This is a genomic window from Streptomyces sp. 130, assembly GCF_007096885.1.
Classification (GTDB): Bacteria; Actinomycetota; Actinomycetes; order Streptomycetales; family Streptomycetaceae; genus Streptomyces.
In genome coordinates this window covers 17,481-44,146 of sequence record NZ_VJNO01000048.1, presented here as the reverse complement: position 1 = coordinate 44,146, position 26,666 = coordinate 17,481, and the positions used below count along the sequence as shown (strand labels likewise).

The following is a 26,666-nucleotide window of genomic DNA, read 5'->3' as shown; positions in this document are numbered from 1 at the left end:
GGGGGGCCCGCCGGCTCTCCCGCGCCCCCCCCCCCCCCCCCCGGCCGGCCCCGCCCCCCGCGGGCCCGGCCCCGGGGCCCCCCCCCCCCGGGGGGGGGGGGGGGGGGGCCCTCTCGTACGCGTCCTACTCGTGCGTGATGCCCTCCTCCAGCTCCTGGCCGCGCAGCAGGAACCAGGCGGCGGCCGCGGTCGCCACCAGGACGACGGCGCCGACGACCGAGGCGAGGTGCAGCCCGTCCACGAAGGCGTCCTGGGCGGCGGAGACCAGCTCGTGGGCCTCGGGCGGCGGCAGCAGGTGCGAGGACTCCACGGCACCGCCGAGCGATTCGTGCGCGGCGTCCGAGACGGCGGGCGGGGTGCCGGGCGGGGCCTGGAAGCTCTTGTAGGCGCCGGTCACGATGGAGCCGAGCAGCGCGATGCCCAGCGCCGCGCCCAGCTCGTAGGCCGTCTCGGAGACCGCGGAGGCGGCGCCCGCGTGCTCCTTGGGGACGCTGGAGAGGATGACGTCGGACGTCACGGTGAACGCGAAGCCCGCGCCCACGCCGACGATCAGGAGCAGCGCGCCGATCAGCGGGTAGGCCGTGTCCCGGTGGACGGCGGCGACCGCGGCCAGCGCCAGGCCGATCGCGCCGAGCCCGCCGGACACCACCGCCCGTACGGTGAACCGCCGGGCGACCGAGCCCGCCAGCAGGCCCGCGGTGACCGCGCCCACGGCGGCGGGCAGTTCGGCGAGCCCGGCCTCCAGCGGTCCGCGGCCCTGGACCAGCTGGAGGAACTGGGAGAGGAAGAAGACGATCCCGGACAGGCCGAGGATGGTCAGCAGATCGGCGAGGACCGCGCCGGAGAAGCCCCGGTGGTGGAAGAGCCGCATGTCCAGCAGCGGCGCGGTGAGCCGGAACTGACGGCGTACGAACCAGACCAGCGCCAGCAGGCCGGCGACGCCCACCAGGGCGGAGGTCCAGCTCGCGCCGTGCGCGGCCATCTCCTTGATGGCGTAGACGACCCCGATCATGCCGACCAGCGAGAGGCCCACGCTCGGCAGGTCCCAGGGTCCGGGCGCCGGGTTCTTCGACTCGGGGATAATCTTGACGCCGACCGCCACGAGCACCGCCATGACGGGCAGGTTGATCAGGAAGACCGAGCCCCACCAGAAGTGTTCGAGCAGGAAGCCGCCGACGACCGGCCCCACGGCCGCGCCGGCCGAGGCCATCGCGCCCCAGATGCCGATGGCGAGGCTGCGCTCGCGGGGGTCGTGGAAGAGGTTGCGGATCAGGGCGAGGGTGGACGGCATCAGGGTGGCGCCCGCGACGCCGAGCAGCGCCCGCGCCACGATCATCATCTCGGGCGTGTGCGCGTAGGCGTTGAGCACCGAGACCGCGCCGAACGCGGTGGCGCCGCACAGCAGCAGCTTCTTGCGCCCGATGCGGTCACCGAGGCTGCCCATGGAGACCAGGAGCCCGGCGATGACGAAGGAGTAGACGTCACCGATCCAGAGCAGCTGGGTGCCGGTCGGCTCCAGGTCCTCGCTGAGGAACGGGGTCGCCAGGCCGAGCACGGTCGCGTCGACGGCCACCAGCAGCACGGCGAGGACGAGGACGGCCAGCGCGATCCACCGCCCGGGGCGGTACGGGTCGACGGGGGGCTCCGGGTGCTCTTCGACGCTGCTCATTGCTCCACGCTCCGGCGTGCGCCGCCGAGCAGCAACTCGGCGATCATGTACGGGAAGTCCCGCGCGGCCACCCGGCCCGCCTGAACGGCCCACGCCCCACTGCCGATGAGCCCGTACAGCGCCTCGGTGAGCCAGGCCGGGGTCAGGTCGATGCGGAATTCGCCGCGCTCCTGGCCGCGCCGGAAGAAGGCGGCGACGCGGGCGTCCAGCCGGTCCCAGCCGGCGTTCTGGTCGCCGTCCTCCCAGAGCTGGTTCTCCGTCACGAGGAACGAGAGCAGCCCGGCGCTCGGCTCCACCGCGCGGACGAAGCGGCGCAGCGCCTCCTCGCTCGTGCCCTCGTCCATCGCGGCGGCGTCGAGGGCCGCCTCGAACTCCTGGATGCCCAGCTCCTCCAACGCCCTGACCAGGGCGTCCCGGCCGGCGAAGTGCCGGTGCAGGGTGGCGCGCCCGATGCCGGCCGCCTTGGCGACCTCGTCCATGGTGGCGGTGGATTTACGGGTCAGCAGGGCGGCGGCGCTGCGCAGCACCTGCTCACGATCAAGAGTCATGGGACAACACTAACCCGAATGAGACATCAGCGTCTCATTCGGGTGAGTGGCGTCCCGCCCGTCAGCTCCAGGGCAGCGAGGCGCGGTGCCGCCAGTACGCCTCCGGCTCCTCCACCAGGGCCTCCAGCCTCGTGCGCCGTTCCTCGTCGAGGAGGGGGACGGCCGCGTGCAGGTTGCCGGAGAGCTGGGCGACGGTGGCCGCGCCGGAGAGCACGACACCGGCCCACGGCTGATGGAGCACCAGGGCCAGGGCGACCGCGTCGCTCCCGAGCCCCTCCTCGTCGGCGATCTCCCGCACGACGGCGGGCGCCCGGTCGCCGGCGAGCCTGCCGTTGGCCATGCCCTCCTTGACGATCACGGTGAGCCCGGCGGCGTGCGCCTCGGCGAGCGCGGGCCCCGCCGAGGTCTCCAGCGCGTTGTAGGTGGCCTGGACGGTACGGAAGAGGGGGGCGCCGTCCACCGTGACGGCGAGCGCGGCGAGGATCGCCTCGGCCTGGGCGGGGCCGCTGGTGGAGATCCCGACGCCGACGCCCCGCGCGGCCAGTTCGGCGAGGCGGGCGTGGAGCTCCTTGTCGGTGAGCGCCGGGCTGTCCGGGGTGACCGAGTGGATCTGGTAGAGGTCGAGCCGGTCGCCGAGCAGGGCGGCGGTTTCGGCGCGCTGGCGTTCGAACGCGGCGAGGCTGTGGTCCTTGACCTCGTGCACCTCCGCGTCGAGGCCCCAGCCGGCGGTGTAGGTGTAGCCCCATTTGCTGCCCACGACGACGTCGTCCGCCTCGGGGTGCGCGGCGAGCCAGCCGGCCAGGAACTCCTCGGCGCGCCCGTAGGAGCGAGCCGTGTCGACGTAGCGGACGCCCTGCGCGTAGGCGGCGTCGAGGAGTTCGTGCGTACGGTCGCGCAGGGCGTCGGGCGACCGGTCCGGGGGCAGGTCGCGGTCGCGGTGGAGGTTGATGTAGCCGGGCCGGCCGACGGCGGCCAGGCCGAGCCCGATGCGGGCGGTGGGGGTGGTCGCTTCGGACAGTCGGGCGAACGGCATCGCGGGCTCCTCGTCGTCGGGCAGGACGCGCCTACCCTTCAACGTAGCCCGCGATGCGGTTTCGACTACTTGCGCGCGTCCGCCCAGGCGTGCTGCACGGCGAGGTCGGCCTTGACCTCGGCCAGCTGGGCGGCGACGGCCGAGGGGGCGGTGCCACCGCGCCCGCTGCGGGAGGCGAGGGCGCCGGCCACGTCGAGGACGGTGCGGACCTCCGGGGTCAGGTGCTCGGAGATCGTCGCGAACTGCTCGTCCGTCAGCTCGTCCAGCTCGATGCCGTGGCGCTCGCACTCCCTGACGCACTCGCCGGCCACCTCGTGGGCGACCCGGAACGGCACGCCCTTCTTGACCAGCCACTCCGCGATGTCCGTCGCGAGCGAGAAGCCGGCCGGGGCCAGCTCCTCCATGCGCTCCCGGTTGACCGTGAGCGTCGCCATCATGCCGGTGAAGGCGGGGAGCAGGACCTCCAGCTGGTCGCAGGAGTCGAAGACCGGCTCCTTGTCCTCCTGGAGGTCGCGGTTGTACGCGAGCGGCAGCGCCTTGAGCGTGGCCATCAGGCCCGTGAGGTTGCCGATGAGCCGGCCCGACTTGCCCCGGGCGAGTTCGGCGATGTCCGGGTTCTTCTTCTGCGGCATGATCGAGGAGCCGGTCGAGAAGGCGTCGTGCAGGGTGACGAAGGAGAACTCCTTCGTGTTCCAGATGATGATCTCCTCGGCGATCCGGGAGAGGTTGACGCCGATCATCGCGGTGACGAACGCGAACTCGGCGACGAAGTCCCGGGACGCCGTGCCGTCGATCGAATTGCCCACCGAACCCCGCTCGAAGCCGAGGTCGGCCGCGACGGCTTCCGGGTCGAGCCCCAGCGAGGACCCGGCCAGCGCGCCGGAGCCGTACGGCGAGACGGCGGTCCGCTCGTCCCACTGCCGCAGCCGCTCCGCGTCCCGGGACAGGGACTGCGCGTGGGCCAGGACGTGGTGGGCGAAGAGCACCGGCTGGGCGTGCTGGAGGTGCGTACGGCCGGGCATGGCGACGTCCGGGTGGGCCTCGGCGAGGCCGACCAGGGCGTCCTGGAGGTCGGCGACGAGACCGCCGATGACGCGGGCGTGGTCGCGCAGGTACATCCGGAAGAGCGTGGCGATCTGGTCGTTGCGGGACCGGCCGGCGCGGAGCTTGCCGCCGAGGTCGGGGCCCAGCCGCTCCAGCAGGCCGCGCTCCAGGGCGGTGTGGACGTCCTCGTCGGCGATGGTGCCGGTGAAGGAGCCGTCGGCCACGTCCGCTTCGAGCTGGTCGAGCCCGGCGGTCATCCGGTTCAGCTCGTCCTCGGTGAGCAGGCCCGCCTTGTGGAGGACGCGGGCGTGGGCGCGGGAGCCGGCGATGTCGTACGGCGCGAGGCGCCAGTCGAAGTGGACGGAAGCGGACAGCCGGGCCAGCGCCTCGGCCGGTCCGTCGGCGAAGCGGGCGCCCCAGAGACGTACGTCGCCGTTGCCGTTGCCGTTGCTCACTACGTGCTCCTCGGAAGTGCCACGATCACTAGTAGGCATAACTATGCAGAGGTCTGCATGGATTGTCAAAGCAGATGACGGGGCGGCCCGGTCGCCGGTACGGTCGGCCGCCGGAACACCTGGGGGGATCATGGACCACGCACGGACAGCGGCGCAGCGCCTCGCCGAGGGCCGGCCCCTGCGCGAAGTGCTCGGCTCGGCGGCCCCGCTCTGGCCCGCGCTCGACCGTGAGGTGCGCAGCCTGCCGCCGCACGAGCTCGGGAGCCTGCGGCGTCCGGGCCGCACGGAAGCCGCGACCGCCCTCGCCCTGTGCCACCCCGACGGGCGGCTCCGGGAAGCGGCGCTCGACAGCGTGTCCCACTACCCGGGCCTGCTGCCGCTCCTCGTCGTACGGTGCTCGGACTGGGCCGCTCCGGTACGCGACAGGGCCCGGGCCCTGCTCGCGGAGGCACCGCCCGCCGCCCTCGTCGCTCAGGCGGAGCTGATCCTGCTCCTGGGGCGGCGCGGGCGCGGCGGGTTCGCCGCGGAGCTGCTGGGCCGGGTCCTGCGCGAGGGCCCCGCCGAGGCCCTGCACCCGCTGCTGGAGAGCACCGACCGGGCCACGCGGAGGTTCGCCCACCGCGTCGCCGTCGAGCGCGGACTGCTGCCGCCGGCCCGGCTGGCCCGCGTCGCCGCGCGCTCGGGGGACGTCGTCCTCCAGGACCTGTGCGCCGAGGCCGCGATCGCCGCGGTGCGGGAGCAGGACGCCGACGACGGGGACGTCCTCGGCGTCCTGCTGGCGGCCCGCTCGCCCCGCGTCCGGGCCGCCGGAGTCACCGCGCTGCGGCGCGCCGGACGGTACGGGGAGGCGCGGGCGCACCTGACGGACCGTTCGGGCGTGGTGCGGGCCTGCGCCCGTTACGTGGTGCGCCAGGGCGGGATCGATCCGCTGCCGCTGTACCGGGAGCTGTGCACCGGCGAGGAGGTCGCGCCGGGCGCCGCCGCCGGGCTCGGCGAGTGCGGGGACCGGCGCCGGGACGCGGACACGCTGTGGGCCCTCGTCCGCCACCCGGTCCCGGCGGTGCGCGCCCAGGCGGTGACCGGGCTGCGGACGCTGGACGCGGTGAGGCGGGAGGGGCTGACGCCGTTGCTGGACGACCCGTCACCCGCCGTGGTGCGAGCGGCCACCCGGGCGCTGCTCCCCCACGCTGCCGACTTCCCGGTGGCGTGGCTGCGCGGGCGCGACGGTCCCCAGTCGCCCCGGGCGGTGCGGGTGGCGGCGCGGCGGCTGCTGCGGGCGGCGGGATTCCGTGTCGACTGACAGGCTGTTTTCCGGGGCGGCCGGGCGAATCGCGGCCTAGAGTCCCTGACATGCGAAGACTTGTGACTACCGCCGCCGTCCTGCTCGCCCTCGGCACCGTCGTCGGAGCCGGCCGGCCCCCGCTGGCCACCGCCCCGCTGCCGACCCGGCTCGCCGACACGGGCGGCGGCACCCAGCTGATCACCGCCATGGCCGGCTCCACCTCGTCCACCTCCGGCACCCTCACCTGGTGGGACCTGCGCGACGGGAAGTGGGTCGCCGCCGGCACCGCCACCGCCCGGTTCGGCTCGAAGGGGCTCACCGAGGGCAGCACCCGTCAGCAGAGCACGTACACCACGCCGACCGGTCTCTACGACCTGCCGTACGCCTTCGGGGTGAAGGCCGCGCCCGCCGGCACGCGCTACTCGTACCGGCAGGCCACCACCAAGTCCTGGTGGTGCGAGGACAACGAGTCCGCCGACTACAACCGCTGGGTCGAGCCGCTGCCCTCGGACTGCCGGGCCTCGGAGTCCGAGCAGATCACCGCGTACCCCACGCAGTACGCCCGTGCGCTCGTCATCGGCTTCAACTACGACGAGCCGGTACGCGGCCGGGGCGCCGGGATCTTCCTGCACGTCAACGGATCGGGCGCGACCGCCGGTTGCGTGTCCGTACCGGCGGACGCGATGGACCGCATCCTGGCCTGGGCCGACCCGGCCCGCAGCCCGCACATCGCGATCGGCACCTACGACGGCGCGACCGCGATCACCAATTACTAGCGCTCGTTCTGCGCGAGCCGCAGCAGATGGTCGGCGAGCGCCTGCCCGCCGGCCGGATCGCGGCTGATCAGCATGAGCGTGTCGTCGCCCGCGATGGTGCCGAGGATGTCGTGCAGTTCGGCCTGGTCGATGGCCGAGGCGAGGAACTGCGCGGCGCCCGGCGGCGTACGCAGCACCACCAGGTTGGCCGACGCCTCCGCCGAGATCAGCAGCTCGGCGGAGAGCCGGCGCATCCGCTCCTCCTTGGCCGAGCCGCCCAGCGGCGCCTGCGGGGTGCGGAAACCGCCCTCGCTCGGCACCGCGTAGATCAGCTCGCCGCCGGTGTTGCGGATCTTCACCGCGCCCAGCTCGTCCAGGTCCCGGGAGAGCGTCGCCTGGGTGACGCTCAGCCCGTCGTCGCCGAGGAGCTTGGCCAGCTGGCTCTGGGAGCGCACCGGCTGCCGGTTGAGGATGTCCACGATCCGGCGGTGGCGCGCCGTGCGGGTCTGCGGCACCGAAGGCCCGCCGAACTCGGATTCCTGCGCCTCGGTCATCGTCGTCGCCTCATTCTCCGGAGCGCTTCTCTCCGGATCGTCCGTCCCCGTATGCCGCGTCGAGGGCACCCGGCAGCGCCCGGAGGAACGCGTCCACCTCCGCGTCGCCGATGGTCAGCGGCGGCATGAGCCGCAGGACGTCGGGCGCGGGCGCGTTCACCAGGAGGCCGGCACCCTGAGCCGCCTGTTGCGCCTGGGGCGCGAGGGGCTCGGTGAGCACGATACCCAGCAGCAGCCCGGAGCCCCGGACGTGGGACACCAGGGGGTGCCCCAGCCCTTCCACGCCCTCCCGGACGCGCTCGCCGAGCCGCTTCACCTGGTCGAGGGCGCCGTCGGCGGCGAGGGTGTCCAGGACCGCGAGGCCGGCGGCGCAGGCGACCGGGTTGCCGCCGAACGTCGTGCCGTGCTGGCCGGGCGCGAGGAGGTCGGCCGCCGCGCCGAAGGCGACCGTGGCGCCGATCGGGAGTCCGCCGCCGAGCCCCTTGGCGAGGGTGACGACGTCGGGCTCGACGCCCTGGTGGGCCTGGTGCTCGAACCACGTGCCGCACCGGCCGATGCCGGTCTGGACCTCGTCCAGGACGAGCAGGGTGCCGGTGGCCCGGGTGATCTCCCTGGCCGCCTCCAGATAGCCCCTGGGCGGGACGACGACGCCGTTCTCGCCCTGCACGGGCTCGATGATCACCAGTGCGGTGTCGGTGGTGACGGCGGACCGCAGCGCCTCCACGTCCCCGTACGGGACATGGGTGACGTCGCCGGGCAGCGGGGTGAACGCCTCGCGCTTCTTGGGCTGGCCGGTGAGCGCGAGCGAGCCCATGGTCCGGCCGTGGAAGCCGCCGTCGGTGGCGACCATGTGGGTGCGCCCGGTCAGTCGGCCGATCTTGAACGCGGCCTCGTTGGCCTCGGCGCCCGAGTTGCAGAAGAAGACCTTGCCGGTGCGGCCGAAGAGCGCGAGGAGCCGTTCGGCGAGCGCGACGGGCGGTTCGGCGATGAACAGGTTGGAGACGTGCCCGAGGGTCGAGATCTGGGCGGTGACCGCCGCCACGACCGCCGGGTGGGCGTGGCCCAGGGCGTTGACCGCGATGCCGCCGACGAAGTCGAGGTATTCGGTGCCGTCCGCGTCCCACACGCGGGCGCCCTCGCCGCGCACGAGGGACAGCTTCGGCGTGCCGTAGTTGTCCATCAGCGCGTGCTGCCACCGCTGCGAAAGCTCGGCGTTGCTCATGACTCCCCCTGTGCGTCGGGCACGACCATCGTGCCGATTCCCTCGTCGGTGAAGATTTCCAGCAGGATCGAGTGCTGGACCCGGCCGTCGATGACGCGGGCGGTCTCCACCCCGTTGCGGACGGCGTGCAGGCAGCCCTGCATCTTGGGCACCATGCCGCTGGACAGGTCGGGCAGCAGCTTCTCCAGCTCGGTGGCGGTGAGCCGGCTGATCACGTCGTCGCTGTTCGGCCAGTCCTCGTACAGGCCCTCGACGTCGGTGAGGACCATCAGCGTCTCGGCGTCCAGCGCGGCGGCGAGTGCGGCGGCCGCGGTGTCGGCGTTGACGTTGTAGACGTGGTTGTCGTCGGCGGACCGGGCGATGGAGGAGATGACCGGGATGCGGCCGTCGTCCAGCAGGGCCTGGATGGCACCGGTGTCGATGGCGGTGATCTCGCCGACCCGGCCGATGTCGACGAGCTCGCCGTCGATGGTGGGCCGGTGCTGTACGGCGGTGATGGTGTGGGCGTCCTCGCCGGTCATGCCGACGGCGAGCGGCCCGTGCTGGTTGAGCAGGCCGACCAGCTCGCGCTGCACCTGTCCGGCGAGCACCATGCGTACGACGTCCATCGCCTCGGGCGTGGTGACGCGCAGCCCGGCCTTGAACTCGCTGACCAGGCCCTGCTTGTCGAGCTGGGCGCTGATCTGGGGGCCGCCGCCGTGCACGACGACGGGCTTGAGGCCGGCGTGGCGCAGGAAGACGACGTCCTGGGCGAAGGCCGCCTTCAGGTCCTCGTCGATCATGGCGTTGCCGCCGAACTTGATGACGACGGTCTTGCCGTTGTGCCGGGTCAGCCAGGGCAGGGCCTCGATGAGGGTCTGCGCCTTCGGGAGTGCGGTGTGCTTCCGCGCCGTCGTCATGAGCTGTACGCGCTGTTCTCGTGGACGTAGTCCGCGGTGAGGTCGTTGGCCCAGATGACCGCGGACTCGGTGCCCGCGGCGAGGTCGGCGGTGATCCGGACCTCCCGGAACCGCATGTCGACCAGGTCGCGGTCCTCGCCGACCGAGCCGCCCCGGCAGACCCAGACGTCGTTGATGGCGACGTTGAGCGCGTCCGGCTCGAAGGCGGCCTTGGTGGTGCCGATGGCGGAGAGCACCCGGCCCCAGTTGGGGTCCTCGCCGTGGATGGCGCACTTGAGGAGGTTGTTGCGGGCGATGGAGCGGCCCACCTCGACGGCGTCGTCCTCGGTCGCGGCGTTCACGACCTCGATCCGGATGTCCTTGGAGGCGCCCTCGGCGTCCCCGATGAGCTGCCGGGCCAGGTCGTCGCAGACGGTCCGGACGGCCTCGGCGAACTCCTCGCGCTCCGGGGTGATCCCGCTGGCGCCGGAGGCCAGCAGGAGCACGGTGTCGTTGGTGGACATGCAGCCGTCCGAGTCGACCCGGTCGAAGGTGGTGCGGGTGGCGTCGCGCAGGGCGGCGTCGAGGCCGGCGGCGTCCACGTCGGCGTCGGTGGTGAGCACGACGAGCATGGTGGCCAGGCCCGGGGCGAGCATGCCCGCGCCCTTGGCCATGCCGCCGACGGTCCAGCCCTCGCCGCCCGCGACGGCGGTCTTGTGCACGGTGTCGGTGGTCTTGATGGCGATGGCGGCCTTCTCGCCGCCGTGCTCGCTGAGGGCCGCCGCGGCCTTCTCGATGCCGGGGAGCAGCTTGTCCATGGGGAGCAGGATGCCGATGAGCCCGGTGGAGGCGACGGCGATCTCGCCCGCGCTGTGGCCCTGAAGGACCTCGGCCGCCTTCTCGGCGGTGGCGTGGGTGTCCTGGAAGCCCTGCGGGCCCGTACAGGCGTTGGCGCCGCCGGAGTTGAGGACGACCGCGGAGACCTCGCCGCCCTTGAGGACCTGCTCGGACCACAGGACGGGGGCGGCCTTGACGCGGTTGGAGGTGAAGACGCCCGCGGCGGCGCGGCGCGGACCGTTGTTGACCACGAGGGCCAGGTCCGGATTGCCGTTCTCCTTGATTCCGGCGGCGATGCCCGCCGCCGAGAATCCCTGTGCTGCCGTGACGCTCACGGTGCGACTCCGATCGTGGAAAGACCTGTGTCCTCGGGCAGTCCGAGGGCGAGGTTCATGGACTGCAGGGCCCCGCCCGCGGTGCCCTTGGCAAGGTTGTCGATGGCGCTGATCACGATGATCCGCCCGGCGGCCTCGTCGTACGCGACCTGGATCTGCACGGCGTTGGAGCCGTACACGGCGGCGGTGGCGGGCCACTGCCCCTCGGGCAGCAGGTCCACGAACGGCTCGTCCGCGTACGCCTTCTCGTAGGCGGCGCGTACGCTCTCGGCGCTCGCCCCGGGCTTCGCCTTCGCGCTGCACGTGGCGAGGATGCCGCGGGGCATGGGCGCCAGGGTCGGGGTGAACGAGACGGTGACCGGCTCGCCGGCGGCGGCGCTGAGGTTCTGGATCATCTCGGGCGTGTGGCGGTGGACGCCGCCGACGCCGTACGGGGACATGTTGCCCATCACCTCGGAGCCGAGCAGGTGCGGCTTGGCCGCCTTGCCGGCGCCGGAGGTCCCGGACGCGGCGACGATCACGGCCTCGGGCTCGGCGAGCTGTGCCGCGTACGCCGGGAACAGCGCGAGCGACACGGCCGTCGGGTAGCACCCGGGCACCGCGATCCGCTTGGTCCCGGCGAGGGCGGCGCGGGCGCCGGGCAGTTCGGGCAGGCCGTAGGGCCAGGTGCCGGCGTGCGGTGACCCGTAGAATTTCTCCCAGTCGGCGGCGTCCCGGAGGCGGAAGTCGGCGCCCATGTCCACCACCAGGACCTCGTCACCGAGCTGTTCGGCCACGGCGGCGGACTGGCCGTGCGGCAGGGCCAGGAAGACGACGTCGTGCCCGGCGAGCACGTCGGCGGTGGTGGCCTGGAGGACGCGGCCGGCCAGGGGGCGCAGGTGCGGCTGGAGTGCGCCGAGGGGCTGGCCCGCGTTGGAGTTGGCGGTGAGTGCGCCGATCTCCACCCCGGGGTGGGCGAGCAGCAGACGGAGCAGTTCCCCGCCCGCGTAACCACTCGCTCCTGCCACTGCTGCGCGTACCGCCATGGAAAGCCTCCTCATCGATGGCATGACTATACGCAGTGATGCACTTTTATGCAACGAATCCACGTGGAGCCGCCCCGGTCCGGCCTCTAGGGTGATCCCATGGCGACGATCAAGCAGGTCCAGGTGACCTTCGACTGCGCGGACCCCGAACGGGTGGGGCGTTTCTGGTGCGAGGTGCTCGGATACGTCCCGCCAAAGCCGCCGGAGGGCTTCGGCTCCTGGGACGCCTACACCGCCTCGCTGCCGGCGGAGGAGCGGAACACGTGGTTCGCCGCGTCCGACCCGACCGGGGCCGGCCCGCGGATGTACTTCCAGAAGGTCCCCGAGGGCAAGGTCGCCAAGAACCGGCTGCACCTCGATGTCCGGGTGGCCGCCGGGCTCAGGGGCGAGGAGCGGCTTGCCGTCCTCGAAGCCGAGTGCGCGCGGCTCCTCCCGCTCGGCGCGGTGCGCGGGAGGCTGCTCCTCGCCGACGAGGAGAACGAGTCCTGCCTCAACATGCAGGACGTCGAGGGCAACGAGTTCTGCCTCGACTGATGACCGGGCCCCGGCTGCACCGTGTCGCCGTCCTCGTGCTCGACGGGGCGAAGCCGCTCGACGTGGGCATCCCGGCCCAGGTGTTCACGACCCGGGCGAGCATGCCGTACGAGGTAAGGGTCTGCGGGGCCGCCCCGGGGCCGGTGACCGGGGGCGACGGGCTGGCGTACCACGTCACGCACGGGCTCGCCGCGCTGGCCTGGGCGGACATCGTCTTCGTGCCCGGGTACCGGCAGCCGGACCGGGAGGACCCGCCCCGGGCCGTGATCGAGGCGCTGGTCGCCGCGCACGAGCGGGGGGCGCGGCTCGCCGCCATCTCGACCGGGGCCTTCGCGCTCGCCGCGACCGGCCTGCTCGACGGCCGCCGGGCCACCACGCACTGGCACTACACGCGGGCGCTCGCCACGAAGTACCCGCTGGTCCGGGTGGACGAGAACGTGCTGTTCGTCGACGAGGGCAGCGTCCTCACCTCGGCCGGTGCCGCGTCCGGGATCGACCTGTGCCTGCACATCCTGCGCGGCGACCTGGGCGTCGCCGCGTCCAACCACGCGGCCCGGCGGCTCGTCGCGGCCCCGTACCGCAGCGGCGGGCAGGCGCAGTACGTGCCGCGCAGCGTGCCCGAGCCGCTGGGCGAGCGGTTCGCGGCCACCCGTGAGTGGGCGCTGCACCGGCTCGGCGAACCGCTCACGCTCGACGCGCTGGCCCGGCACGCGGCGGTCTCGCCCCGTACGTTCTCGCGGCGGTTCGCCGAGGACACCGGATACACCCCGATGCAGTGGGTGATGCGGGCCCGGGTCGACCTGGCCCGCGAACTCCTCGAACGCTCGGAGCGGGCCGTCGAGCAGATCGCCGCCGATGTGGGGCTCGGGACCGGGGCGAATCTGCGGCTGCACTTCCAGCGCATCCTGGGCACCACCCCGAGCGAGTACCGGCGCACCTTCGCCCGGGGCGAATGAGGAGGTACCGCCGCCCGGCGCGGCTGGCGGGATCCTTGCGGACCGTGGCGATCCCGCCGCTGTCCGGGGCGCGCGGCGGGCGCGATCGTGGGAGGCGAAGAGAGAAGGGACATCTCACGTGACTCGCATCGCCATCAACGGATTCGGCCGCATCGGACGCAACGTGCTGCGCGCGCTGCTCGAACGCGACAGCGACCTCGACCTGGTCGCCGTCAACGACCTCTCGGAGCCCGCCGCCCTCGCCCGGCTGCTGGCGTTCGACACCACCGCGGGCCGGCTGGGCCGCCCGGTCACGGTGGACGGGGACACCCTCGTCGTGGACGGCCGCCGCATCAAGGTGCTCGCGGAGCGGGAGCCCGCGCGGCTGCCCTGGGCGGAGCTGGGCGTCGACATCGCCGTGGAGGCCACCGGCCGCTTCACCTCGGCGAAGGCCGCCCGCGCCCACCTCGACGCCGGAGCGAAGCGGGTGCTGGTCGCCGCGCCCTCGGACGGGGCGGACGTGACGCTCGCGTACGGCGTCAACAGCGAGGCGTACGACCCCGAGCTGCACACGATCGTGTCGAACGCCTCCTGCACCACCAACGCGCTCGCGCCGCTGGCCAAGGTGCTGGACGACCTCGCCGGCATCGAGCACGGCTTCATGACGACCGTGCACGCCTACACCCAGGAGCAGAACCTCCAGGACGGGCCGCACCGCGACGCCCGCCGCGCCCGCGCCGCCGGCGTCAACATCGTGCCGACCACGACCGGTGCCGCGAAGGCGATCGGGCTCGTGCTGCCCCGGCTCGACGGCAAGCTGTCGGGCGACTCCATCCGCGTTCCGGTCCCGGTCGGGTCGATCGTGGAGCTGAACACCACCGTGGCGCGGGACGTGACCCGCGATCAGGTGCTGGAGGCGTACCGGACGGCGGCCGAGGGTCCCCTCGCGGGCGTACTCGAATACTCCGAGGACCCGCTCGTGTCGGCCGACATCACCGGCAACCCGGCGTCCTCCATCTTCGACTCGGAGCTCACCCGGGTCGACGGACGCCACGTCAAGGTGTCCGCCTGGTACGACAACGAGTGGGGCTTCTCCAACCGGGTGATCGACACGCTCACCCTGCTGGCCGGCCGCTAGGAGGGCTCGGGGGCGGTCCCCGGCCGCCCCCGACTCCCTTGGCCGCACGCCGAGTTCACCTTCCGTTCGGCGTGCAACCTTCTCCTCGTCGTACGTGTCTCCCATGCGAGCCCTCACACCTCGTACGCCGTCGGCTCCGCGTACGCGACCAAGGAGAATTCCGTGGGCATTCGCACCATGCTGACCGTGGCCGTGTGCGCCGCCACGGCGCTGACCGGCGGCGTGGCCGTCGCGGCGCCCGGGGGCGCGCACGCGGGCACGGCCGGAGCAACGGCAGGCACCACCGTCCGCGAGGACTTCGACGGGGACGGGTATCAGGACGTCGTCGTGGGCGCGACGAACGCGCCGGTGAACGGGCAGCTCTACTCCGGATACCTCACCATCGCCTACGGTTCGGCGCAGGGTCTGAGCGCCGCCCGCACCATGACCATCGACCAGAGCACTCCGGGGGTGCCGGGCGAACCCGCCGAGGGCAATCTGTTCGGCTTCCGGCTGGTCCCCGCCGACCTCGACCACGACGGACTGACGGACCTCGCCGTGTACACGAACGAGGCCCTCCCGACCAACCGCGGCTCCGTCATCGTGCTGTGGGGCCGCACCGGCGGCATCACGGGCGAGGGCGCCGTCCGCATCCCCGGGCCGGAGACCGGCGAGATGGGGAACAACGTCATCGCCGGCGACTTCGACGGCGACGGCAACGCCGACCTGATGCTGGCGCACGGCTGGGGGGAGGGAAGCCTCGAACAGCGAAGCGTGCTGTACGGGCCGTTCAGCCGGGCGGGCGAGCCCGTCCGCGAGCAGCGCATCACGATGTTCACCTCGGACAACGCCATGAGCAACCCCGCCGTGGGCGACTTCAACGGCGACGGCATCGACGACCTGTGCACCTTCTACTCCTACGAGGAGCACAGCGAGGGCGGGAGCCTGTGGCTGGGCACCCCCCAGGGCCTGTCGACGGCCTCGACACGGCTGCCCTCCGGCTCGTCCCCGGCGGTCGGCGACTTCGACGGCGACGGCAAGGACGACCTCGCCGTCCGCGTGGTGCCGAACGGCATCTACGAGGACTTCCCCACGGACCCGGGCACCGTCAAGATCTACTACGGCTCCGCGTCCGGTGTGATCACCTCCCGGACGAAAGTGATCACCCAGGACACCGCGGGCGTCCCTGGAGTGAGCGAGAAGGGCGACCAGTTCGGGGCCCGGCTCAGCGCGGGTGACGTCAACGGCGACGGGTACGACGACCTCGCGGTGGGCGTGCCCTTCGAGGCCCTGGAGTCCAAGGCGGGCGCGGGCGCGGTGGTGCTGCTCAGGGGCGGGCCCGGCGGGCTGACCGGCACCGGCGCCAAGTCCTTCCACCAGGACACGACGGGCATGCCCGGGGTGGCGGAGGCGGGCGACCACTTCGGCGGTGCGGTGCGGCTGCTGGACGTCACCGGGGACGGCCGGGCGGATCTCACGGCCGGCGCCCCCGACGAGGACCTGGAGGCGGTCGCGGACGGCGGCGCGGTCTGGTCGCTGCGCGGCACCTCGACGGGGCTGACCACGACCGGCGCCCTCGCCTTCAACCCGGTCGACCTGGGCGTCCTGGTCAAGAAGGCGCGGTTCGGCTTGAACCTGGCCGGCGACAACGGATTCGGACTCTACAGCTACTGAGCAACGCGAGGGGCCCCTCCCGCGACGGCGGAAGGGGCCCCTCGTGCGTGCGCGGGCTTCAGGCGCGCTCTTCGCGCGCCTTGGCCTCGCGCTCGGCGTTGCGCTCCTTGATGCGGATGTTCTCCTTGCGGACGTCCGCCTGGATGGCGCGCTCCTTCCGCAGCCACTCCGGGTTGTCCTGCTTCAGGGCGTCGATCTGCTCGGTGGTCAGCGCCTCGGTGACCCCGCCGCGGGCCAGTCCCGAGATGGAGACGCCCAGCTTGGACGCGACGACCGGGCGGGGGTGCGGGCCGTTGTCCCGCAGGTCGCGGAGCCACTGGGGCGGATCGGCCTGGAGGGCCGCCAGCTCGGCGCGCGAGACGACGCCCTCCTGGAATTCGGCGGGGGTGGCGTCGAGGTACACACCCAGCTTCTTCGCCGCGGTCGCGGGCTTCATCGTCTGGGCGGTCTGGTGGGACTTCATGGGGTCAAGGGTATCCAGCACGTGCGGCCCCCTCGACCACGGCCGGTAACCTGGCGAGGTGACTGGCCCCGAAGCAACCCCCTCGTTCCGGCTGGCGTACGTCCCGGGAGTGACCCCCGCCAAATGGGTGCGGATCTGGAACGAGCGCCTGCCGGACATCCCCCTGACCCTCGTCCAGGTGCCCGCGCACGGCGCCCAGGAGCTGCTGCGCGCCGGTGACGCCGACGCGGGGTTCCTCCGGCTGCCGGTGGAGGGCACGGACCTCAGCGCGATCCCGCTGTACACGGAGACCACGGTCGTCGTGGTCCCCAAGGACCACCTGATCGCGGCGGTGGACGAGCTGTCGGTCGCGGAGCTGGCCGACGAGATCGTGCTCCACCCGATGGACGACGCCCTGCCCTGGGAGCGGCTGCCCGGCCGCCCCGCGCTGGAGCGTCCCGCGACCACGGCGGACGCCGTCGAACTGGTCGCGGCGGGCATCGGCGTCCTCGTCGTCCCCCAGTCGCTGGCCCGGCTGCACCACCGCAAGGACCTGACGTACCGGCCGCTGACGGACGCGCCGGAGTCGCGCGTCGCGCTCTCGTGGCCGCAGGAGAAGACCACCGACCAGGTGGAGGACTTCATCGGCATCGTGCGCGGCCGTACGGTGAACAGCTCGCGCGGCCGGGCGGGGGCGGCGTCCGCCGCTCAGCCGAAGGCCAAGGACAGGGACAAGCCGAAGCGCGCTTCGGGTGCGGGGGCGGGGAAGGGCGCCCGGGGCGGCGCGGCCCGTTCCGGCGGGGCGAAGGGGGCACGGGGCGCGAAGGGCGGCGCCGCCCCGAAGCGCGGCAGGCCCCGCCGGAGGCCGTGATCCGGGGCGTTGTCGGACCCGCCTGGCAGCATCGGGGAGCATGACGCACACCGAACGCCCGATGCCGCCCCTTGACGCCGACGAGCGCACCGCCCTGGAGAGCTGGCTCGACTTCTACCGGGCCACCGTGGCCCAGAAGGTCGAGGACCTCACCGACGAGCAGGCCCGCAGCGCCTCCGTGCCGCCGTCGCCGCTGACGCCGATGGGGCTCGTCCAGCACCTCGCGGAGGTCGAGCGGAACTGGTTCCGGCGGGTCCTGACCGGCGAGGACGTGCCCCCGGTGCACGGCGGACCGCTCCGGCCCGAGGGCCATGACGGGGGCTTCGAGCTCGCCGGGAGCGCCACGCTCGCCGGTGCCCTCGCGGCCTGGCGGGAGGAGGTGGCGGTGGCCCGCGCGGTCTGCGCCGAGCGCTCCCTGGAGGACTCGGCGCCCTTCATGGGCGGCGAGGTGAAGCTCCGCTGGATCTACCACCACATGATCGGCGAGTACGCCCGCCACAGCGGTCACGCCGATCTCCTGCGCGAGCGGATCGACGGGAGCACCGGTGTGTGACGGGCCGGGCGTCGGGACCATTCGGGTAGATGTCAGGATGGTTCTATGACGAGCCAGGTTTACTTCGACATCACCATCAACGACGAGCCCGCCGGGCGGATCGTCTTCAATCTGTTCGACGACATCGTTCCCAAGACCGCCGAGAACTTCCGCCAGCTGGCGACCGGCCAGAACGGCTTCGGTTACAAGGGCTCCTCCTTCCACCGGGTCATCCCGGAGTTCATGCTCCAGGGCGGCGACTTCACGCGCGGCGACGGCACGGGCGGCAAGAGCATCTACGGCAACAAGTTCGCCGACGAGAACTTCCAGCTGAAGCACACCAAGCCGGGTCTGCTCTCGATGGCCAACGCCGGCCCGAACTCGAACGGGTCGCAGTTCTTCATCACGACGATCGTGACGTCCTGGCTGGACGGCAAGCACGTCGTCTTCGGCGAGGTCGCCGACGAGGACAGCATGGTCCTGGTCAAGCGCATCGAGAGCCTCGGCTCGCAGAGCGGCCGCACCCAGGCGAAGATCACCATCGCGGACTCCGGCGTCCTCTGATCCCGGCCCCGGCGCACCGCACGCGCCGTCCGACGTTTTCCGTCGGGCGGCGCGTTTCGCATTCGGGGGCGCTCCGGATACGTGGGGTGCGCGGGATACATGCACTGTCAACCGGTAGTTGACACCCCGGAGGTGTCAACTTACGGTTGACACATGACGAATCCCGTAGTCCCGTCGCAGCCCGTCCGCCTCGACGACCTGATCGCGGCCATCAAGAAGGTGCACACCGACGCCCTGGACCAGCTCCAGGACGCCGTCATCGCCGCCGACCACCTCGGCGACGTCGCCGACCACCTGATCGGCCACTTCGTGGACCAGGCGCGCCGCTCCGGCGCCTCCTGGACCGACATCGGCAAGAGCATGGGCGTGACCCGCCAGGCCGCCCAGAAGCGCTTCGTCGCCAAGGACCCCGGCGAGGGCGCCGCCCTCGATCCGAGCCAGGGCTTCGGCCGCTTCACGCAGCGCGCCAAGAACGTGGTGATGGCGGCCCAGAACGAGGCCCGCGCGGCCGGCAACACCGAGATCGGCACCACACACCTCGTCCTCGGTCTCCTCGGCGAGCCCGAGGGGCTCGCGGCGGCGTTCATCAAGGCCCAGGGCGTGGTCCTGGACACCGTCCGGCAGGCGGCCGCCGAGGCGCTGCCCCCGGCCGCCGAGGGCGAGATCCCCGAGCTGATCCCGTACAACGCTGACGCGCGCAAGGCGCTGGAGCTCACCTTCCGCGAGGCCCTGCGCATGGGGCACAACTACATCGGCACCGAGCACATCCTGCTCGCCCTGCTGGAGCACGAGGACGGCTCCGGGGTGCTCAGCGGCCTCGGCATCGACAAGGCGGCAGCCGAGCAGGGCATCGCCGAGGCGCTGTCCCTCCTCACGGCCGCGAAGGAGACGCCCGCCCGGGAGGGATGACCGCGCCCGGCGCGCCCCTACTCCAGGCGCAGGCTCCAGCGGCGCGAGCGGCCGGTGAGGGTGACGGTGGAGAGCGGGCCGACGTCGACGTTCCAGTAGGTGGCCGGCGGGGCCTTCAGCGCGTACACGAGGGCGGCGCGGACCACCGCGGGCTCGGCGACGGCCACGATCGCGCCGTCGCAGGCGGGGCGGGTGTCCAGCCAGCCGCCTATCCGCGAGATGAAGGCGAGCAGCGGCTCTCCGCCGTGCGGCGCGGACCGGGGGTCCGACAGCCAGGCGTCCACGGCCGCCGGTTCCCCGGCGGTGACCTCGGCGAGGGTACGGCCCCGCCAGCGCCCCATGTCGCAGTCGCGCAGGGCCGGCTGGACCAGCGGGTGGAAGCCCAGCGCCTCACCGGTGGCACGGCTGCGCGGGGTCGGCGAGCAGTAGCGCAGCTCGGCGGAGCCCAGGGGTGCCAGGGCCGGGGTGGCGAACCGCACCGCGTGCCACCCCGCCTCGTCGAGCGGCCGGTCGTCGTCGAAGCGCTCGCCGAGCAGGTCAAAGCCGCGCGCCGCGGCGAGGAGCGTGACCCGAACACTCATGGCCGCGATCGTGAGGCGGATCGCGGCGCCGGTCAAGAGGCCGTTCGCGCAGACCTGCGCCCGGGTGCGTCAGGCGCGGGCCGCCCAGGTGCCCTCCCAGGCCGTACGCAGTCGCCGTACGCCCTCCGTGATCTCGGCCGGGCCCGCGACCGCGAGGAAGCTCAGGCGGACGTGCGGTGCCGGGGGCTCGGCGGGGAAGTACGGGCGGCCGGGGGCGACGGCCACGCCCGCGCTCAGGGCGGACCGGACCATCGCGGACTCGCCCGCGCCCGCGTCGGAGCCGGGCAGGGTCAGCCAGAGGTAGCCGCCCCCGGACGGGACACGGGGCAGCCCGAGGCCCGGCAGGGCCACCCGCAGCGCCGCCGTCATCGCCGTACGGCGGGCGCCGAGCTCGGCCGACACGGCGCGCAGGTGGCGGCCCCAGGCGGGCGAGCCGACCAGTTCGAGCGCGGCCTCCTGGAGCGGGCGGGGGACGAAGAAGCTGTCCACGATCTGGATGGAGCGCAGCCGCTCCAGAGCCGGGCCGCGGGCGGCCAGCGCGCCCACCCGCAGGCTGGGCGAGGCGGCCTTGGTGAGCGAGCGGATGTGGACGACGACGCCGTCGGGGTCGTCTGCGGCGAGCGGCCCGGGCAGCGGTCCCGCGTCGTCGTGCGCGAGGAACCGGGCGAAGTCGTCCTCGACGACGAAGGCCCCCGCCTCCCGGGCGATCCGGACGACCTCGGGGCGCCGGGCGTCGGAGAGCACCGTGCCCGTCGGGTTCTGGAACAGCGGCTGGCACACGAAGACGCGGGCCCCGGTCGCCTGGAAGGCGGCGGCGAGCAGGTCGGGCCGGACGCCCTCGGAGTCCACCGGGACCGGCACCGGCCGCAGCCCGGCCGCGCGGGCGGCGGCCAGCATGCCGGGGTACGTGGGCGACTCGACCAGCACGGGCGTGCCCGGCGGGGCGAGGGCCCGCAGCGCGGTGGCCAGGGCGCTCTGCCCGCCCGCGGTGATCAGCACGTCGGCGGCACCGAGCGACGGCCCGATGTCGCGGGCGAACCAGGCGCGCAGTTCGGTGAGCCCGTCGACGGGCGGGCGGCTCCACGCCCCCGGGCGGCGGCCGGCCCGGGCCAGTGCGGCGGCCAGGGCCCGTTCGGGCTGGAGCGAGGCGTGCAGATAGCCGCCGTTGAGCTCGACGACCCCGGTGGGCGGGGCGGCCAGGCTGAACAGGAGGCCGGACGCGTCGGCGCTGCGGGGCACCGCCGACGGGGAGCCGTCACCGCTGAGGGCGACCTCCTGCCAGGAGGTGTCACCGGCCGGGGGCGCCGGACGCCCGGCAGGCTGCGCCCGGTAGGCGCCGGAACCGGGGCGGGTCACGACGAGCCCTTCGGCCGCGAGCCGGGCGACGGCCCGCGAGACGGTCACGGGGCTCGCCCGGAAGCGGTCCACCAGGGCCCGGCTGGACGGCAGCTTCTCACCCGGAGAGTAGCGGTCCAGCTCGGACCGCAGCACTGTCACCAGTTCCGCCACACTGCTACGCTCATGCATGAGAGCACAGAGTAGCGCTACTGCGCCGAACACGATAGCGGTCGCCCCCGTCGGCGGTCCCCGCCCCTCCGCCCCGGACGCCGCCCCGGCCCGCCGGGGGACGCTGCTCGCGCTGCTCGGCGTGGTGACGTTCTCGCTGACCTTCCCCTCCACCGCCTGGGGCCTGGAGGGCTTCGGCCCCTGGACCCTGGTCGCGCTGCGCGGCCTGCTCGCGGCGGCACTGGCCGGGGGCTTCCTCCTGGCGGGCCGGGTCCGGGTGCCGGCCCGGGAGCACTGGGCGGGGCTCGCCGTCGTGGCCGGCGGGGTGGTGGTCGGCTTCCCGCTGCTGACGACGCTGGCGCTGCGGACGTCCACGACCTCGCACGCCGCGGTGGTGGTGGGGCTGCTCCCGCTGACCACGGCGGTCTTCTCCTCCCTGCGGACCGGGGCGCGCCCGCCGCGCGCCTTCTGGGCGGCGGCGGTGGCCGGGGCGGCCGTGGTGATCGCCTTCACCGTGGCGCAGAGCGGCGGGGCGCTGTCGGCCGGGGACCTCTTCCTGTTCGGCGCGCTGCTGGTGTGCGCGGCCGGATACACGGAGGGCGGCAGGCTGGCCAAGGTGATGCCGGGCTGGCAGGTGACCGGCTGGGCGCTGGTCCTGACGCTCCCGCTCAGCCTCGCGGGGGCCGCCGTCGCGCTGGCGTACGAGCCGGTGCACCCGAGCGTGCACGCGGTCGTGGGGCTGGTCTGGGTGTCGGCCGTCTCCACCTTCCTCGGGCTGTACGTCTGGTACCGGGGCATGGCGGAGATCGGGGTCGCCCGGGCCAGCCAGCTCCAGCTCGCTCAGCCGCTGCTGACGCTGTTCTGGTCGTTCTTCCTGCTCGGCGAGGAGGTCTCGGCGGCGGCCCCGGCGGCGGCCGTCGCGGTCCTGGTCTGCATCGCGCTCACCCAGCGCGCGGCGCGCGGCCGGTCCTAGACTGGTCAGCAGCACGGCACGCAACGCCACCCGCGAGGAGGTCACTCCCGATGGAGGCACACCAGGGCGACCGGCTGCTGACACACGGCAGGACCGTGGGGCAGCAGGACCGGGTCGCGGAGATCGTCGAAGTGCTCGGGGCCGAGGGCTCTCCCCCGTACCGCGTCCGCTTCGAGAACGGACACGAACACCTGCTCGCACCGGGTCCCGACACCGTCGTCCAGCACACGGGGTGCGCTTCGGGCCGGGACGCGGACATCACGCAACCGTCAACGCGGCGGCCTCGCGCGTGACCGGTAGTGGTCGGCGACCACCCGGTCCATCGCGCCGATCCGGTCCGCCGCCACGCTCTTCGCCGAGAAGTACGCGTGACCGCGGACCTGGTCGTGGCCGGCCGCGAGGCCGATGTGGCGGGACAGCTCCGCCGGGTCCTGCCAGGCGGCGGGCTGTGCCGGGTCGCCGCACTTGTACAGCGCCTCGCCGATGAACAGGTCGACGCCCGTCCCGCGCACGGTGTCGGACCACCAGGGCACGAGTTCGGCGTAGTCCGCGGCGGGGTTACCGATGTGCCAGTACAGCTGCGGGACGACGTAGTCCAGCCAGCCCTTCTTGATCCACCCGCGCGTGTCCGCGTAGAGGTCGTCGTACGTCTGCACCCCCGCCCTCGTCGGCGAACCGGCCGGGTCCGTGTCCGCGTTGCGCCAGACGCCGAAGGGGCTGACGCCGAAGCGGACGCCGGACTTCAGCGCCTTGACGCGTTCGGACATCTCGCGCACCAGCCGGTCCGTGTTGGCGCGGCGCCAGGCCGCCCGGTCCGGGAAGCCGGCGCCGTGTTTCTCGTAGGCGGCACCGTCCGCGAAGCTCTGGCCGGCCACCGGGTACGGGTAGAAGTAGTCGTCCCAGTGCACGGCGTCGATGTCGTAGCGGCGGACCGCGTCGAGCATCGCGTCCTGGACGAAGGCGCGGACCTCGGGCAGGCCCGGGTTGTAGTAGAGCCTGCCGCCGTACGGGACGACCCAGCCGGGCTCGCGGCGCGCGGGGTGGGCGGCTGCCAGGCGGGACGGGTCGGTGTGATTGGCGACCCGGTACGGATTGAACCAGGCGTGCAGTTCCAGGCCCCGTCCGTGCGCCTCCTCGACGGCGGTGCCCAGCGGGTCCCAGCCGGGGTCCTTGCCCTGCGTCCCGGTGAGGCACGCGGCCCAGGGCTCGTACGCCGACGGCCACAGCGCGTCCGCGGTCGGGCGGACCTGGAGGATCACCGCGTTGAGCTTGTGCTCCACGGCCCGGTCGAGGAGGGCGGCCAGCTCGTCCCGCTGCGCGGCGGCGGCCAGGCCCGGCTTCGACGGCCAGTCCGTGTTGGCGACGGTCGCCACCCACACGCCGCGCAGCTCGCGCCGCACCACGTCCCGTGCGGCGGCGGGACCGGGCAGGGCCGGCGCCCGCCGGGGCCGGGCGGCGGCGTCACCGGCCACCGTCGCCGCCCCCACCGCGCCGGCGACCGCCCCGGCCGCCCCCGTCACGAAACCTCTCCGGTCCATTCCTCGCATCACGTCGCACCCGCTCTCTCTCCGTACCCGTCCGAGCCCTGCCGTTTCCCGGCAATCCGGGCACAGGGGGTGTCCGGAGCCGAGCATGCACGCCCCGGGCTGCTATCCCTGGTAAGACGCGGAGTAACGTCGGGGAGTCGTGGTGGAGCCCGGAACCAGACGGAAGCCGCCGAACGGGAACAGCGAAAGGCACGAGGTGACGGACTCTATGGCCGACATTGCACGCGTCGGAGTGGTGGGCTGCGGCCAGATGGGCGCGGGCATCGCGGAGGTGTGCGCTCGCAGCGGCCTCGACGTCAAGGTGGCCGAGACGACCGGCGAGGCGCTGGAGATCGGCCGGGCCCGGCTCCAGAACTCCCTGGCGAAGGCCGCCGAACGGGGCAAGATCACGGCGGAGGAGCGCGACGAGACCCTGGGCCGGCTCAGCTTCACCACGGACCTCGGCGAGTTCGCCGACCGGGACCTCGTCATCGAGGCCGTCGTGGAGAACGAGCAGGTCAAGACCGAGATCTTCCAGGTGCTCGACCAGGTGGTGACCCGCCCGGACGCGATCCTGGCCTCCAACACCTCCTCGATCCCGCTGGTGAAGCTGGCCGTCGCGACCTCCCGCCCGGACCAGGTCATCGGCATCCACTTCTTCAACCCGGCGCCGGTGCAGAAGCTGGTCGAACTGATTCCCGCGCTGACCACGTCGGACGAGACGCTCAAACGCTCGGAGGCCATGGTCCAGGACATACTGGGCAAGCACCCGATCCGGGCCCAGGACCGCTCCGGCTTCGTCGTCAACGCCCTGCTGATCCCGTATCTGCTCTCGGCGATCCGGATGTTCGAGTCGGGCATCGCCAGCCGCGAGGACATCGACAACGGCATGGAGATGGGCTGCGCCCACCCGATGGGCCCGCTCAAGCTCGCGGACCTCATCGGCCTGGACACCGTCGCCTCGGTCGCGGACTCGATGTACGCCGAATACAAGGAGCCGCTGTACGCCGCTCCCCCGCTGCTCCAGCGCATGGTGGACGCGGGCCGGCTGGGCCGGAAGTCGGGGTCGGGGTTCTACCCGTACGCGTGATGCCTCGCGGCGGGCCCGGCGCTCAGGCCGCCGGGCCCGCTGGGGCTCGTCACGCGAGGTCAGGGCGGTGCGAGAGGCTTCCGGTGCCGGATCGGTCATCCCCGCCGCGGTGGGTTCCCGGCGGTCGCGGTTGCCGACCATGGCATGGCCCGCGGGTGAGACACGACGCACGCCTCGTCCGCGTGCGGGCGCCGGGGCTTGAAGTACCGCCTCACAGCGGTACGCGCAGCGCCCCCTCCACGCGTTCGGCGGCCCGTTGTGCGGCGGCGCTCCCGCTGGCGGCCAGGTCCGCGCGGACCGCGCGCAGCCGGTCGCGCAGGCGCTGCGACTCCATGCCCCGGGCCCGGTCCGCCATCTCCACCGCCGTGGCCGCCGCCCGGTCCGCCTCGCCCCGGCGCAGCTCGACCGTGGTGAGCATGGCCAGGCGGTGGACCCGGCCCCGGTCGTGGGCGGGGGTCCGGACCGCCGCCACCGCGTGTTCCCGGGCCGCCGGCAGGTCCCCGAGGCTCAGCAGCGCCTCCGCGACCTGCACGTCGACCAGGCCCGGCTGGACGTAGCCCGTCTCGTCCGGCTCCCGGCCCGGCCGGATGCGGGCGGCCTCGGACTCGGCGCGGCCGATGCACGCCAGCGCGCTGCCCCGGTCCCCGAGCCGGGCGTACGCCTTGGCCTGCATCGCGTGGAGGTCGGCGGCGAGCGCCGGGGTGATGTCGCGCCCGGCCGCGCGCAGGGCCGCCTCCGCGAAGGCGACGGACTGGCGGAACTCCGCGAGGTACAGGGACTGGTTGACCAGCAGTGCGATCACATAGCCGCCGAGCGCCCGGTCCCCGCTCGCTTTGGCCAGCCGCAGCGCCTGGTGGAAGTAGCGCTGGGCGAGGCCGTGCGCGTCGGAGTCGTAGGCGCAGATGCCCGCGACGGCCACCAGCGCGCCGGCCGCGCGGTGCAGCTGACGGCCCGTCGCATCGTTGTAGCCGCCGCGCAGCAGCGGGGCGGCCCCGGCGTTGAGGAAGCCGACGACGCGCGCCCGCGTCGCGATCCCGCCCGCCTTGCGGTACATCAGTTCGTAGTGGTCACGGGCGGCCCGCAGGGTTGCCAGGTCGGCCGCGCCGACCCGGGACGGCCCGGTCCGCGACACATCGGCGTCCTCGGGCGGGTTCTCCCACTGCCAGACGGGCATCACGGCACCCGTCCCGGTGACGGCCGGGGCGGTGACCACGTACGGGCGCTGCTGGGCGTCGCAGCGCCACACCGCGGTGGCCCGCTCCACGAAGCCGGTGAGCGAGGAGCCCTGGACGGGCGGGTGGCCGCCGTCGGGGGCCGCCATGCCGATGTCGTCCAGCGTCACGGCCCGGCGCAGGCGGTTTCCCAGCACCTCGCAGATCAGGTCGGGTACCTGGCCGCGCGGGCGCTGGCCCTTCAGCCAGCGGGCGACGGCGGTGTGTTCGTACCGCAGTACGAGACCGCGCGCACGGCCGGCCCGGTTCACATGAGCGGCAAGTCCCGCCCGGGAGACGCCGGCCTCCTCGATCAGGGCCTCCAGCGCGGTGTTGGGCTCCCTTGGCCCCATGTCCCCCTCCGGTGGTTCGACACGCCAGGACGTGTCGCCCCAGTGGAGCACGATTCACACGGGGTGTGAACGGAATGCCCGAACCGTCCCCCCGCGCACGCTGCCGCACCGGGCCGGGGCTCGCTTGAATGATTGCCCTCGCAGGGCGCGTACGGGCCGTCCGCTCCCCCTCGTACAGCAGGGCGGCCCGCATCCGCGCGGTCCGCTCCGC

27 protein-coding genes are annotated in these 26,666 nt (G+C 73.5%); 13 read left to right on the top strand and 14 right to left on the bottom strand.

Features of this window, described 5'->3' with window-relative positions; all coding sequences use genetic code 11:
- Positions 1-124: 124 nt before the first annotated feature.
- The 4 genes from FKN01_RS28740 to argH all read right to left on the bottom strand — a co-directional run bounded on the left by FKN01_RS28740 (position 125) and on the right by argH (position 4,788).
- Complete coding sequence (locus FKN01_RS28740; protein WP_143625579.1) at positions 125-1,669, bottom strand: MFS transporter; 1,545 nt, start codon at positions 1,667-1,669, stop codon at positions 125-127.
- Entirely contained in the window at positions 1,666-2,217 is a 552-nt protein-coding gene (locus FKN01_RS28735; protein ID WP_143625578.1) for a TetR/AcrR family transcriptional regulator, read from the bottom strand. The genes FKN01_RS28740 and FKN01_RS28735 overlap by 4 nt, the downstream gene beginning before the upstream one ends.
- Positions 2,218-2,278: 61 nt before the next feature.
- Positions 2,279-3,250 carry an aldo/keto reductase gene (locus FKN01_RS28730; protein WP_143625577.1) on the bottom strand — a complete coding sequence of 324 codons (972 nt, stop codon included), beginning with the start codon at positions 3,248-3,250 and terminating at the stop codon, positions 2,279-2,281.
- Positions 3,251-3,315: 65 nt separating this feature from the next.
- Positions 3,316-4,788, bottom strand: a complete 1,473-nt coding sequence (gene argH / locus FKN01_RS28725; RefSeq protein ID WP_143625576.1) for an argininosuccinate lyase — start codon at positions 4,786-4,788, stop codon at positions 3,316-3,318.
- Between the two features lie 91 nt (positions 4,789-4,879).
- Between argH and FKN01_RS28720 the strand changes: the two genes are divergently transcribed.
- A complete protein-coding gene (locus tag FKN01_RS28720; RefSeq protein WP_143625575.1) occupies positions 4,880-6,049 on the top strand; it encodes a hypothetical protein in 1,170 nt (389 codons plus the stop codon).
- A 50-nt stretch (positions 6,050-6,099) separates the two neighbouring features.
- A complete protein-coding gene (locus FKN01_RS28715; RefSeq protein WP_185993025.1) occupies positions 6,100-6,807 on the top strand; it encodes a L,D-transpeptidase family protein in 708 nt (235 codons plus the stop codon).
- Here FKN01_RS28715 and FKN01_RS28710 read toward each other — a convergent pair.
- The 5 genes from FKN01_RS28710 to argC are packed head-to-tail and all read right to left on the bottom strand — an operon-like array spanning position 6,804 to position 11,637.
- Entirely contained in the window at positions 6,804-7,340 is a 537-nt protein-coding gene (locus FKN01_RS28710; protein ID WP_143625574.1) for an arginine repressor, read from the bottom strand. The two genes, FKN01_RS28715 and FKN01_RS28710, sit on opposite strands and share 4 nt — an antisense overlap.
- A 10-nt stretch (positions 7,341-7,350) precedes the next feature.
- The gene (locus FKN01_RS28705) at positions 7,351-8,562 is read right to left on the bottom strand and encodes an acetylornithine transaminase (RefSeq protein WP_143625573.1); all 1,212 of its coding nucleotides are present in this window, start codon (positions 8,560-8,562) and stop codon (positions 7,351-7,353) included.
- Positions 8,559-9,461 (bottom strand): acetylglutamate kinase, encoded by a 903-nt coding sequence (argB, locus tag FKN01_RS28700; protein ID WP_143625572.1) that lies wholly within the window; start codon positions 9,459-9,461, stop codon positions 8,559-8,561. The genes FKN01_RS28705 and argB overlap by 4 nt, the downstream gene beginning before the upstream one ends.
- Positions 9,458-10,612 (bottom strand): bifunctional glutamate N-acetyltransferase/amino-acid acetyltransferase ArgJ, encoded by a 1,155-nt coding sequence (argJ, locus tag FKN01_RS28695; RefSeq protein WP_143625571.1) that lies wholly within the window; start codon positions 10,610-10,612, stop codon positions 9,458-9,460. Before argJ ends, argB begins: the two co-directional genes overlap by 4 nt.
- Positions 10,609-11,637, bottom strand: a complete 1,029-nt coding sequence (gene argC / locus FKN01_RS28690) for an N-acetyl-gamma-glutamyl-phosphate reductase (protein WP_143625570.1) — start codon at positions 11,635-11,637, stop codon at positions 10,609-10,611. The genes argJ and argC overlap by 4 nt, the downstream gene beginning before the upstream one ends.
- Before the next feature lie 99 nt (positions 11,638-11,736).
- On the opposite strand from argC, the gene FKN01_RS28685 reads away from it, so the two are divergent.
- From FKN01_RS28685 to FKN01_RS28670, 4 genes are all read left to right on the top strand, one after another.
- Complete coding sequence (locus FKN01_RS28685) at positions 11,737-12,171, top strand: VOC family protein (RefSeq protein WP_143625569.1); 435 nt, start codon at positions 11,737-11,739, stop codon at positions 12,169-12,171.
- Positions 12,171-13,127 (top strand): GlxA family transcriptional regulator, encoded by a 957-nt coding sequence (locus FKN01_RS28680; RefSeq protein ID WP_143625568.1) that lies wholly within the window; start codon positions 12,171-12,173, stop codon positions 13,125-13,127. The genes FKN01_RS28685 and FKN01_RS28680 overlap by 1 nt, the downstream gene beginning before the upstream one ends.
- 118 nt (positions 13,128-13,245) lie before the next feature.
- Positions 13,246-14,244, top strand: coding sequence for a type I glyceraldehyde-3-phosphate dehydrogenase (gap, locus tag FKN01_RS28675; RefSeq protein ID WP_143625567.1), 999 nt, complete (start codon positions 13,246-13,248; stop codon positions 14,242-14,244).
- A 162-nt stretch (positions 14,245-14,406) separates the two neighbouring features.
- On the top strand, positions 14,407-15,897 hold the full coding sequence (locus tag FKN01_RS28670) for an FG-GAP and VCBS repeat-containing protein (RefSeq protein ID WP_260697052.1): 1,491 nt from the start codon (positions 14,407-14,409) through the stop codon (positions 15,895-15,897).
- 58 nt (positions 15,898-15,955) lie between these two features.
- Here the strand turns inward: FKN01_RS28670 and FKN01_RS28665 are convergent, their stop codons facing one another.
- Entirely contained in the window at positions 15,956-16,360 is a 405-nt protein-coding gene (locus tag FKN01_RS28665; RefSeq protein WP_143625566.1) for a DUF5997 family protein, read from the bottom strand.
- Positions 16,361-16,418: 58 nt separating this feature from the next.
- Here FKN01_RS28665 and FKN01_RS28660 point away from each other — a divergent pair, with 58 nt between their 5' ends.
- The 4 genes from FKN01_RS28660 to FKN01_RS28645 all read left to right on the top strand — a co-directional run bounded on the left by FKN01_RS28660 (position 16,419) and on the right by FKN01_RS28645 (position 19,215).
- Positions 16,419-17,210: a LysR family substrate-binding domain-containing protein gene (locus FKN01_RS28660; protein ID WP_185993024.1), complete on the top strand. Its 792-nt coding sequence runs from the start codon at positions 16,419-16,421 to the stop codon at positions 17,208-17,210.
- Between the two features lie 40 nt (positions 17,211-17,250).
- Positions 17,251-17,763, top strand: a complete 513-nt coding sequence (locus tag FKN01_RS28655) for a DinB family protein (protein WP_143625565.1) — start codon at positions 17,251-17,253, stop codon at positions 17,761-17,763.
- 45 nt (positions 17,764-17,808) lie between these two features.
- Positions 17,809-18,306, top strand: a complete 498-nt coding sequence (locus tag FKN01_RS28650; protein WP_143625564.1) for a peptidylprolyl isomerase — start codon at positions 17,809-17,811, stop codon at positions 18,304-18,306.
- Positions 18,307-18,459: 153 nt separating this feature from the next.
- A complete protein-coding gene (locus tag FKN01_RS28645) occupies positions 18,460-19,215 on the top strand; it encodes a Clp protease N-terminal domain-containing protein (protein WP_143625563.1) in 756 nt (251 codons plus the stop codon).
- 17 nt (positions 19,216-19,232) lie between these two features.
- On the opposite strand, the gene FKN01_RS28640 is transcribed toward FKN01_RS28645, so the two are convergent.
- On the bottom strand, positions 19,233-19,796 hold the full coding sequence (locus FKN01_RS28640; RefSeq protein ID WP_185993023.1) for a histidine phosphatase family protein: 564 nt from the start codon (positions 19,794-19,796) through the stop codon (positions 19,233-19,235).
- Between the two features lie 69 nt (positions 19,797-19,865).
- On the bottom strand, positions 19,866-21,323 hold the full coding sequence (locus FKN01_RS28635) for a PLP-dependent aminotransferase family protein (RefSeq protein WP_143625561.1): 1,458 nt from the start codon (positions 21,321-21,323) through the stop codon (positions 19,866-19,868).
- On the opposite strand from FKN01_RS28635, the gene FKN01_RS28630 reads away from it, so the two are divergent.
- Together FKN01_RS28630 and FKN01_RS28625 are read left to right on the top strand one after the other, a co-directional pair.
- A complete protein-coding gene (locus FKN01_RS28630) occupies positions 21,322-22,275 on the top strand; it encodes a DMT family transporter (protein WP_143625560.1) in 954 nt (317 codons plus the stop codon). The genes FKN01_RS28635 and FKN01_RS28630 overlap by 2 nt on opposite strands.
- Before the next feature lie 50 nt (positions 22,276-22,325).
- Entirely contained in the window at positions 22,326-22,568 is a 243-nt protein-coding gene (locus FKN01_RS28625; RefSeq protein WP_143625559.1) for a DUF1918 domain-containing protein, read from the top strand.
- On the opposite strand, the gene FKN01_RS28620 is transcribed toward FKN01_RS28625, so the two are convergent.
- Positions 22,545-23,822, bottom strand: a complete 1,278-nt coding sequence (locus tag FKN01_RS28620) for a glycoside hydrolase family 10 protein (RefSeq protein ID WP_260697053.1) — start codon at positions 23,820-23,822, stop codon at positions 22,545-22,547. The genes FKN01_RS28625 and FKN01_RS28620 overlap by 24 nt on opposite strands.
- Before the next feature lie 208 nt (positions 23,823-24,030).
- Between FKN01_RS28620 and FKN01_RS28615 the strand changes: the two genes are divergently transcribed.
- Complete coding sequence (locus FKN01_RS28615) at positions 24,031-24,891, top strand: 3-hydroxybutyryl-CoA dehydrogenase (protein WP_143625558.1); 861 nt, start codon at positions 24,031-24,033, stop codon at positions 24,889-24,891.
- Between the two features lie 211 nt (positions 24,892-25,102).
- On the opposite strand, the gene FKN01_RS28610 is transcribed toward FKN01_RS28615, so the two are convergent.
- Entirely contained in the window at positions 25,103-26,455 is a 1,353-nt protein-coding gene (locus FKN01_RS28610) for a transcriptional regulator (RefSeq protein ID WP_143625557.1), read from the bottom strand.
- Positions 26,456-26,666: the final 211 nt, after the last annotated feature.

What these genes read in the sequence shown, in the direction of transcription:
- FKN01_RS28635 (WP_143625561.1), bottom strand. Translation starts at nt 21,323, where the DNA reads ATGCATGAGCGTAGCAGTGTGGCGGAACTGGTGACAGTGCTGCGGTCC.
- FKN01_RS28640 (WP_185993023.1), bottom strand. Translation starts at nt 19,796, where the DNA reads ATGAGTGTTCGGGTCACGCTCCTCGCCGCGGCGCGCGGCTTTGACCTG.
- argH (WP_143625576.1), bottom strand. Translation starts at nt 4,788, where the DNA reads ATGCCTACTAGTGATCGTGGCACTTCCGAGGAGCACGTAGTGAGCAAC.
- FKN01_RS28650 (WP_143625564.1), top strand. Translation starts at nt 17,809, where the DNA reads ATGACGAGCCAGGTTTACTTCGACATCACCATCAACGACGAGCCCGCC.
- FKN01_RS28730 (WP_143625577.1), bottom strand. Translation starts at nt 3,250, where the DNA reads ATGCCGTTCGCCCGACTGTCCGAAGCGACCACCCCCACCGCCCGCATC.
- argC (WP_143625570.1), bottom strand. Translation starts at nt 11,637, where the DNA reads ATGGCGGTACGCGCAGCAGTGGCAGGAGCGAGTGGTTACGCGGGCGGG.
- FKN01_RS28610 (WP_143625557.1), bottom strand. Translation starts at nt 26,455, where the DNA reads ATGGGGCCAAGGGAGCCCAACACCGCGCTGGAGGCCCTGATCGAGGAG.
- FKN01_RS28735 (WP_143625578.1), bottom strand. Translation starts at nt 2,217, where the DNA reads ATGACTCTTGATCGTGAGCAGGTGCTGCGCAGCGCCGCCGCCCTGCTG.
- FKN01_RS28620 (WP_260697053.1), bottom strand. Translation starts at nt 23,822, where the DNA reads ATGCGAGGAATGGACCGGAGAGGTTTCGTGACGGGGGCGGCCGGGGCG.
- FKN01_RS28715 (WP_185993025.1), top strand. Translation starts at nt 6,100, where the DNA reads ATGCGAAGACTTGTGACTACCGCCGCCGTCCTGCTCGCCCTCGGCACC.
- FKN01_RS28680 (WP_143625568.1), top strand. Translation starts at nt 12,171, where the DNA reads ATGACCGGGCCCCGGCTGCACCGTGTCGCCGTCCTCGTGCTCGACGGG.
- FKN01_RS28720 (WP_143625575.1), top strand. Translation starts at nt 4,880, where the DNA reads ATGGACCACGCACGGACAGCGGCGCAGCGCCTCGCCGAGGGCCGGCCC.
- FKN01_RS28705 (WP_143625573.1), bottom strand. Translation starts at nt 8,562, where the DNA reads ATGAGCAACGCCGAGCTTTCGCAGCGGTGGCAGCACGCGCTGATGGAC.
- FKN01_RS28685 (WP_143625569.1), top strand. Translation starts at nt 11,737, where the DNA reads ATGGCGACGATCAAGCAGGTCCAGGTGACCTTCGACTGCGCGGACCCC.
- FKN01_RS28710 (WP_143625574.1), bottom strand. Translation starts at nt 7,340, where the DNA reads ATGACCGAGGCGCAGGAATCCGAGTTCGGCGGGCCTTCGGTGCCGCAG.
- FKN01_RS28630 (WP_143625560.1), top strand. Translation starts at nt 21,322, where the DNA reads ATGAGAGCACAGAGTAGCGCTACTGCGCCGAACACGATAGCGGTCGCC.
- FKN01_RS28665 (WP_143625566.1), bottom strand. Translation starts at nt 16,360, where the DNA reads ATGAAGTCCCACCAGACCGCCCAGACGATGAAGCCCGCGACCGCGGCG.
- FKN01_RS28740 (WP_143625579.1), bottom strand. Translation starts at nt 1,669, where the DNA reads ATGAGCAGCGTCGAAGAGCACCCGGAGCCCCCCGTCGACCCGTACCGC.
- FKN01_RS28655 (WP_143625565.1), top strand. Translation starts at nt 17,251, where the DNA reads ATGACGCACACCGAACGCCCGATGCCGCCCCTTGACGCCGACGAGCGC.
- FKN01_RS28645 (WP_143625563.1), top strand. Translation starts at nt 18,460, where the DNA reads ATGACGAATCCCGTAGTCCCGTCGCAGCCCGTCCGCCTCGACGACCTG.
- FKN01_RS28625 (WP_143625559.1), top strand. Translation starts at nt 22,326, where the DNA reads ATGGAGGCACACCAGGGCGACCGGCTGCTGACACACGGCAGGACCGTG.
- FKN01_RS28615 (WP_143625558.1), top strand. Translation starts at nt 24,031, where the DNA reads ATGGCCGACATTGCACGCGTCGGAGTGGTGGGCTGCGGCCAGATGGGC.
- argB (WP_143625572.1), bottom strand. Translation starts at nt 9,461, where the DNA reads ATGACGACGGCGCGGAAGCACACCGCACTCCCGAAGGCGCAGACCCTC.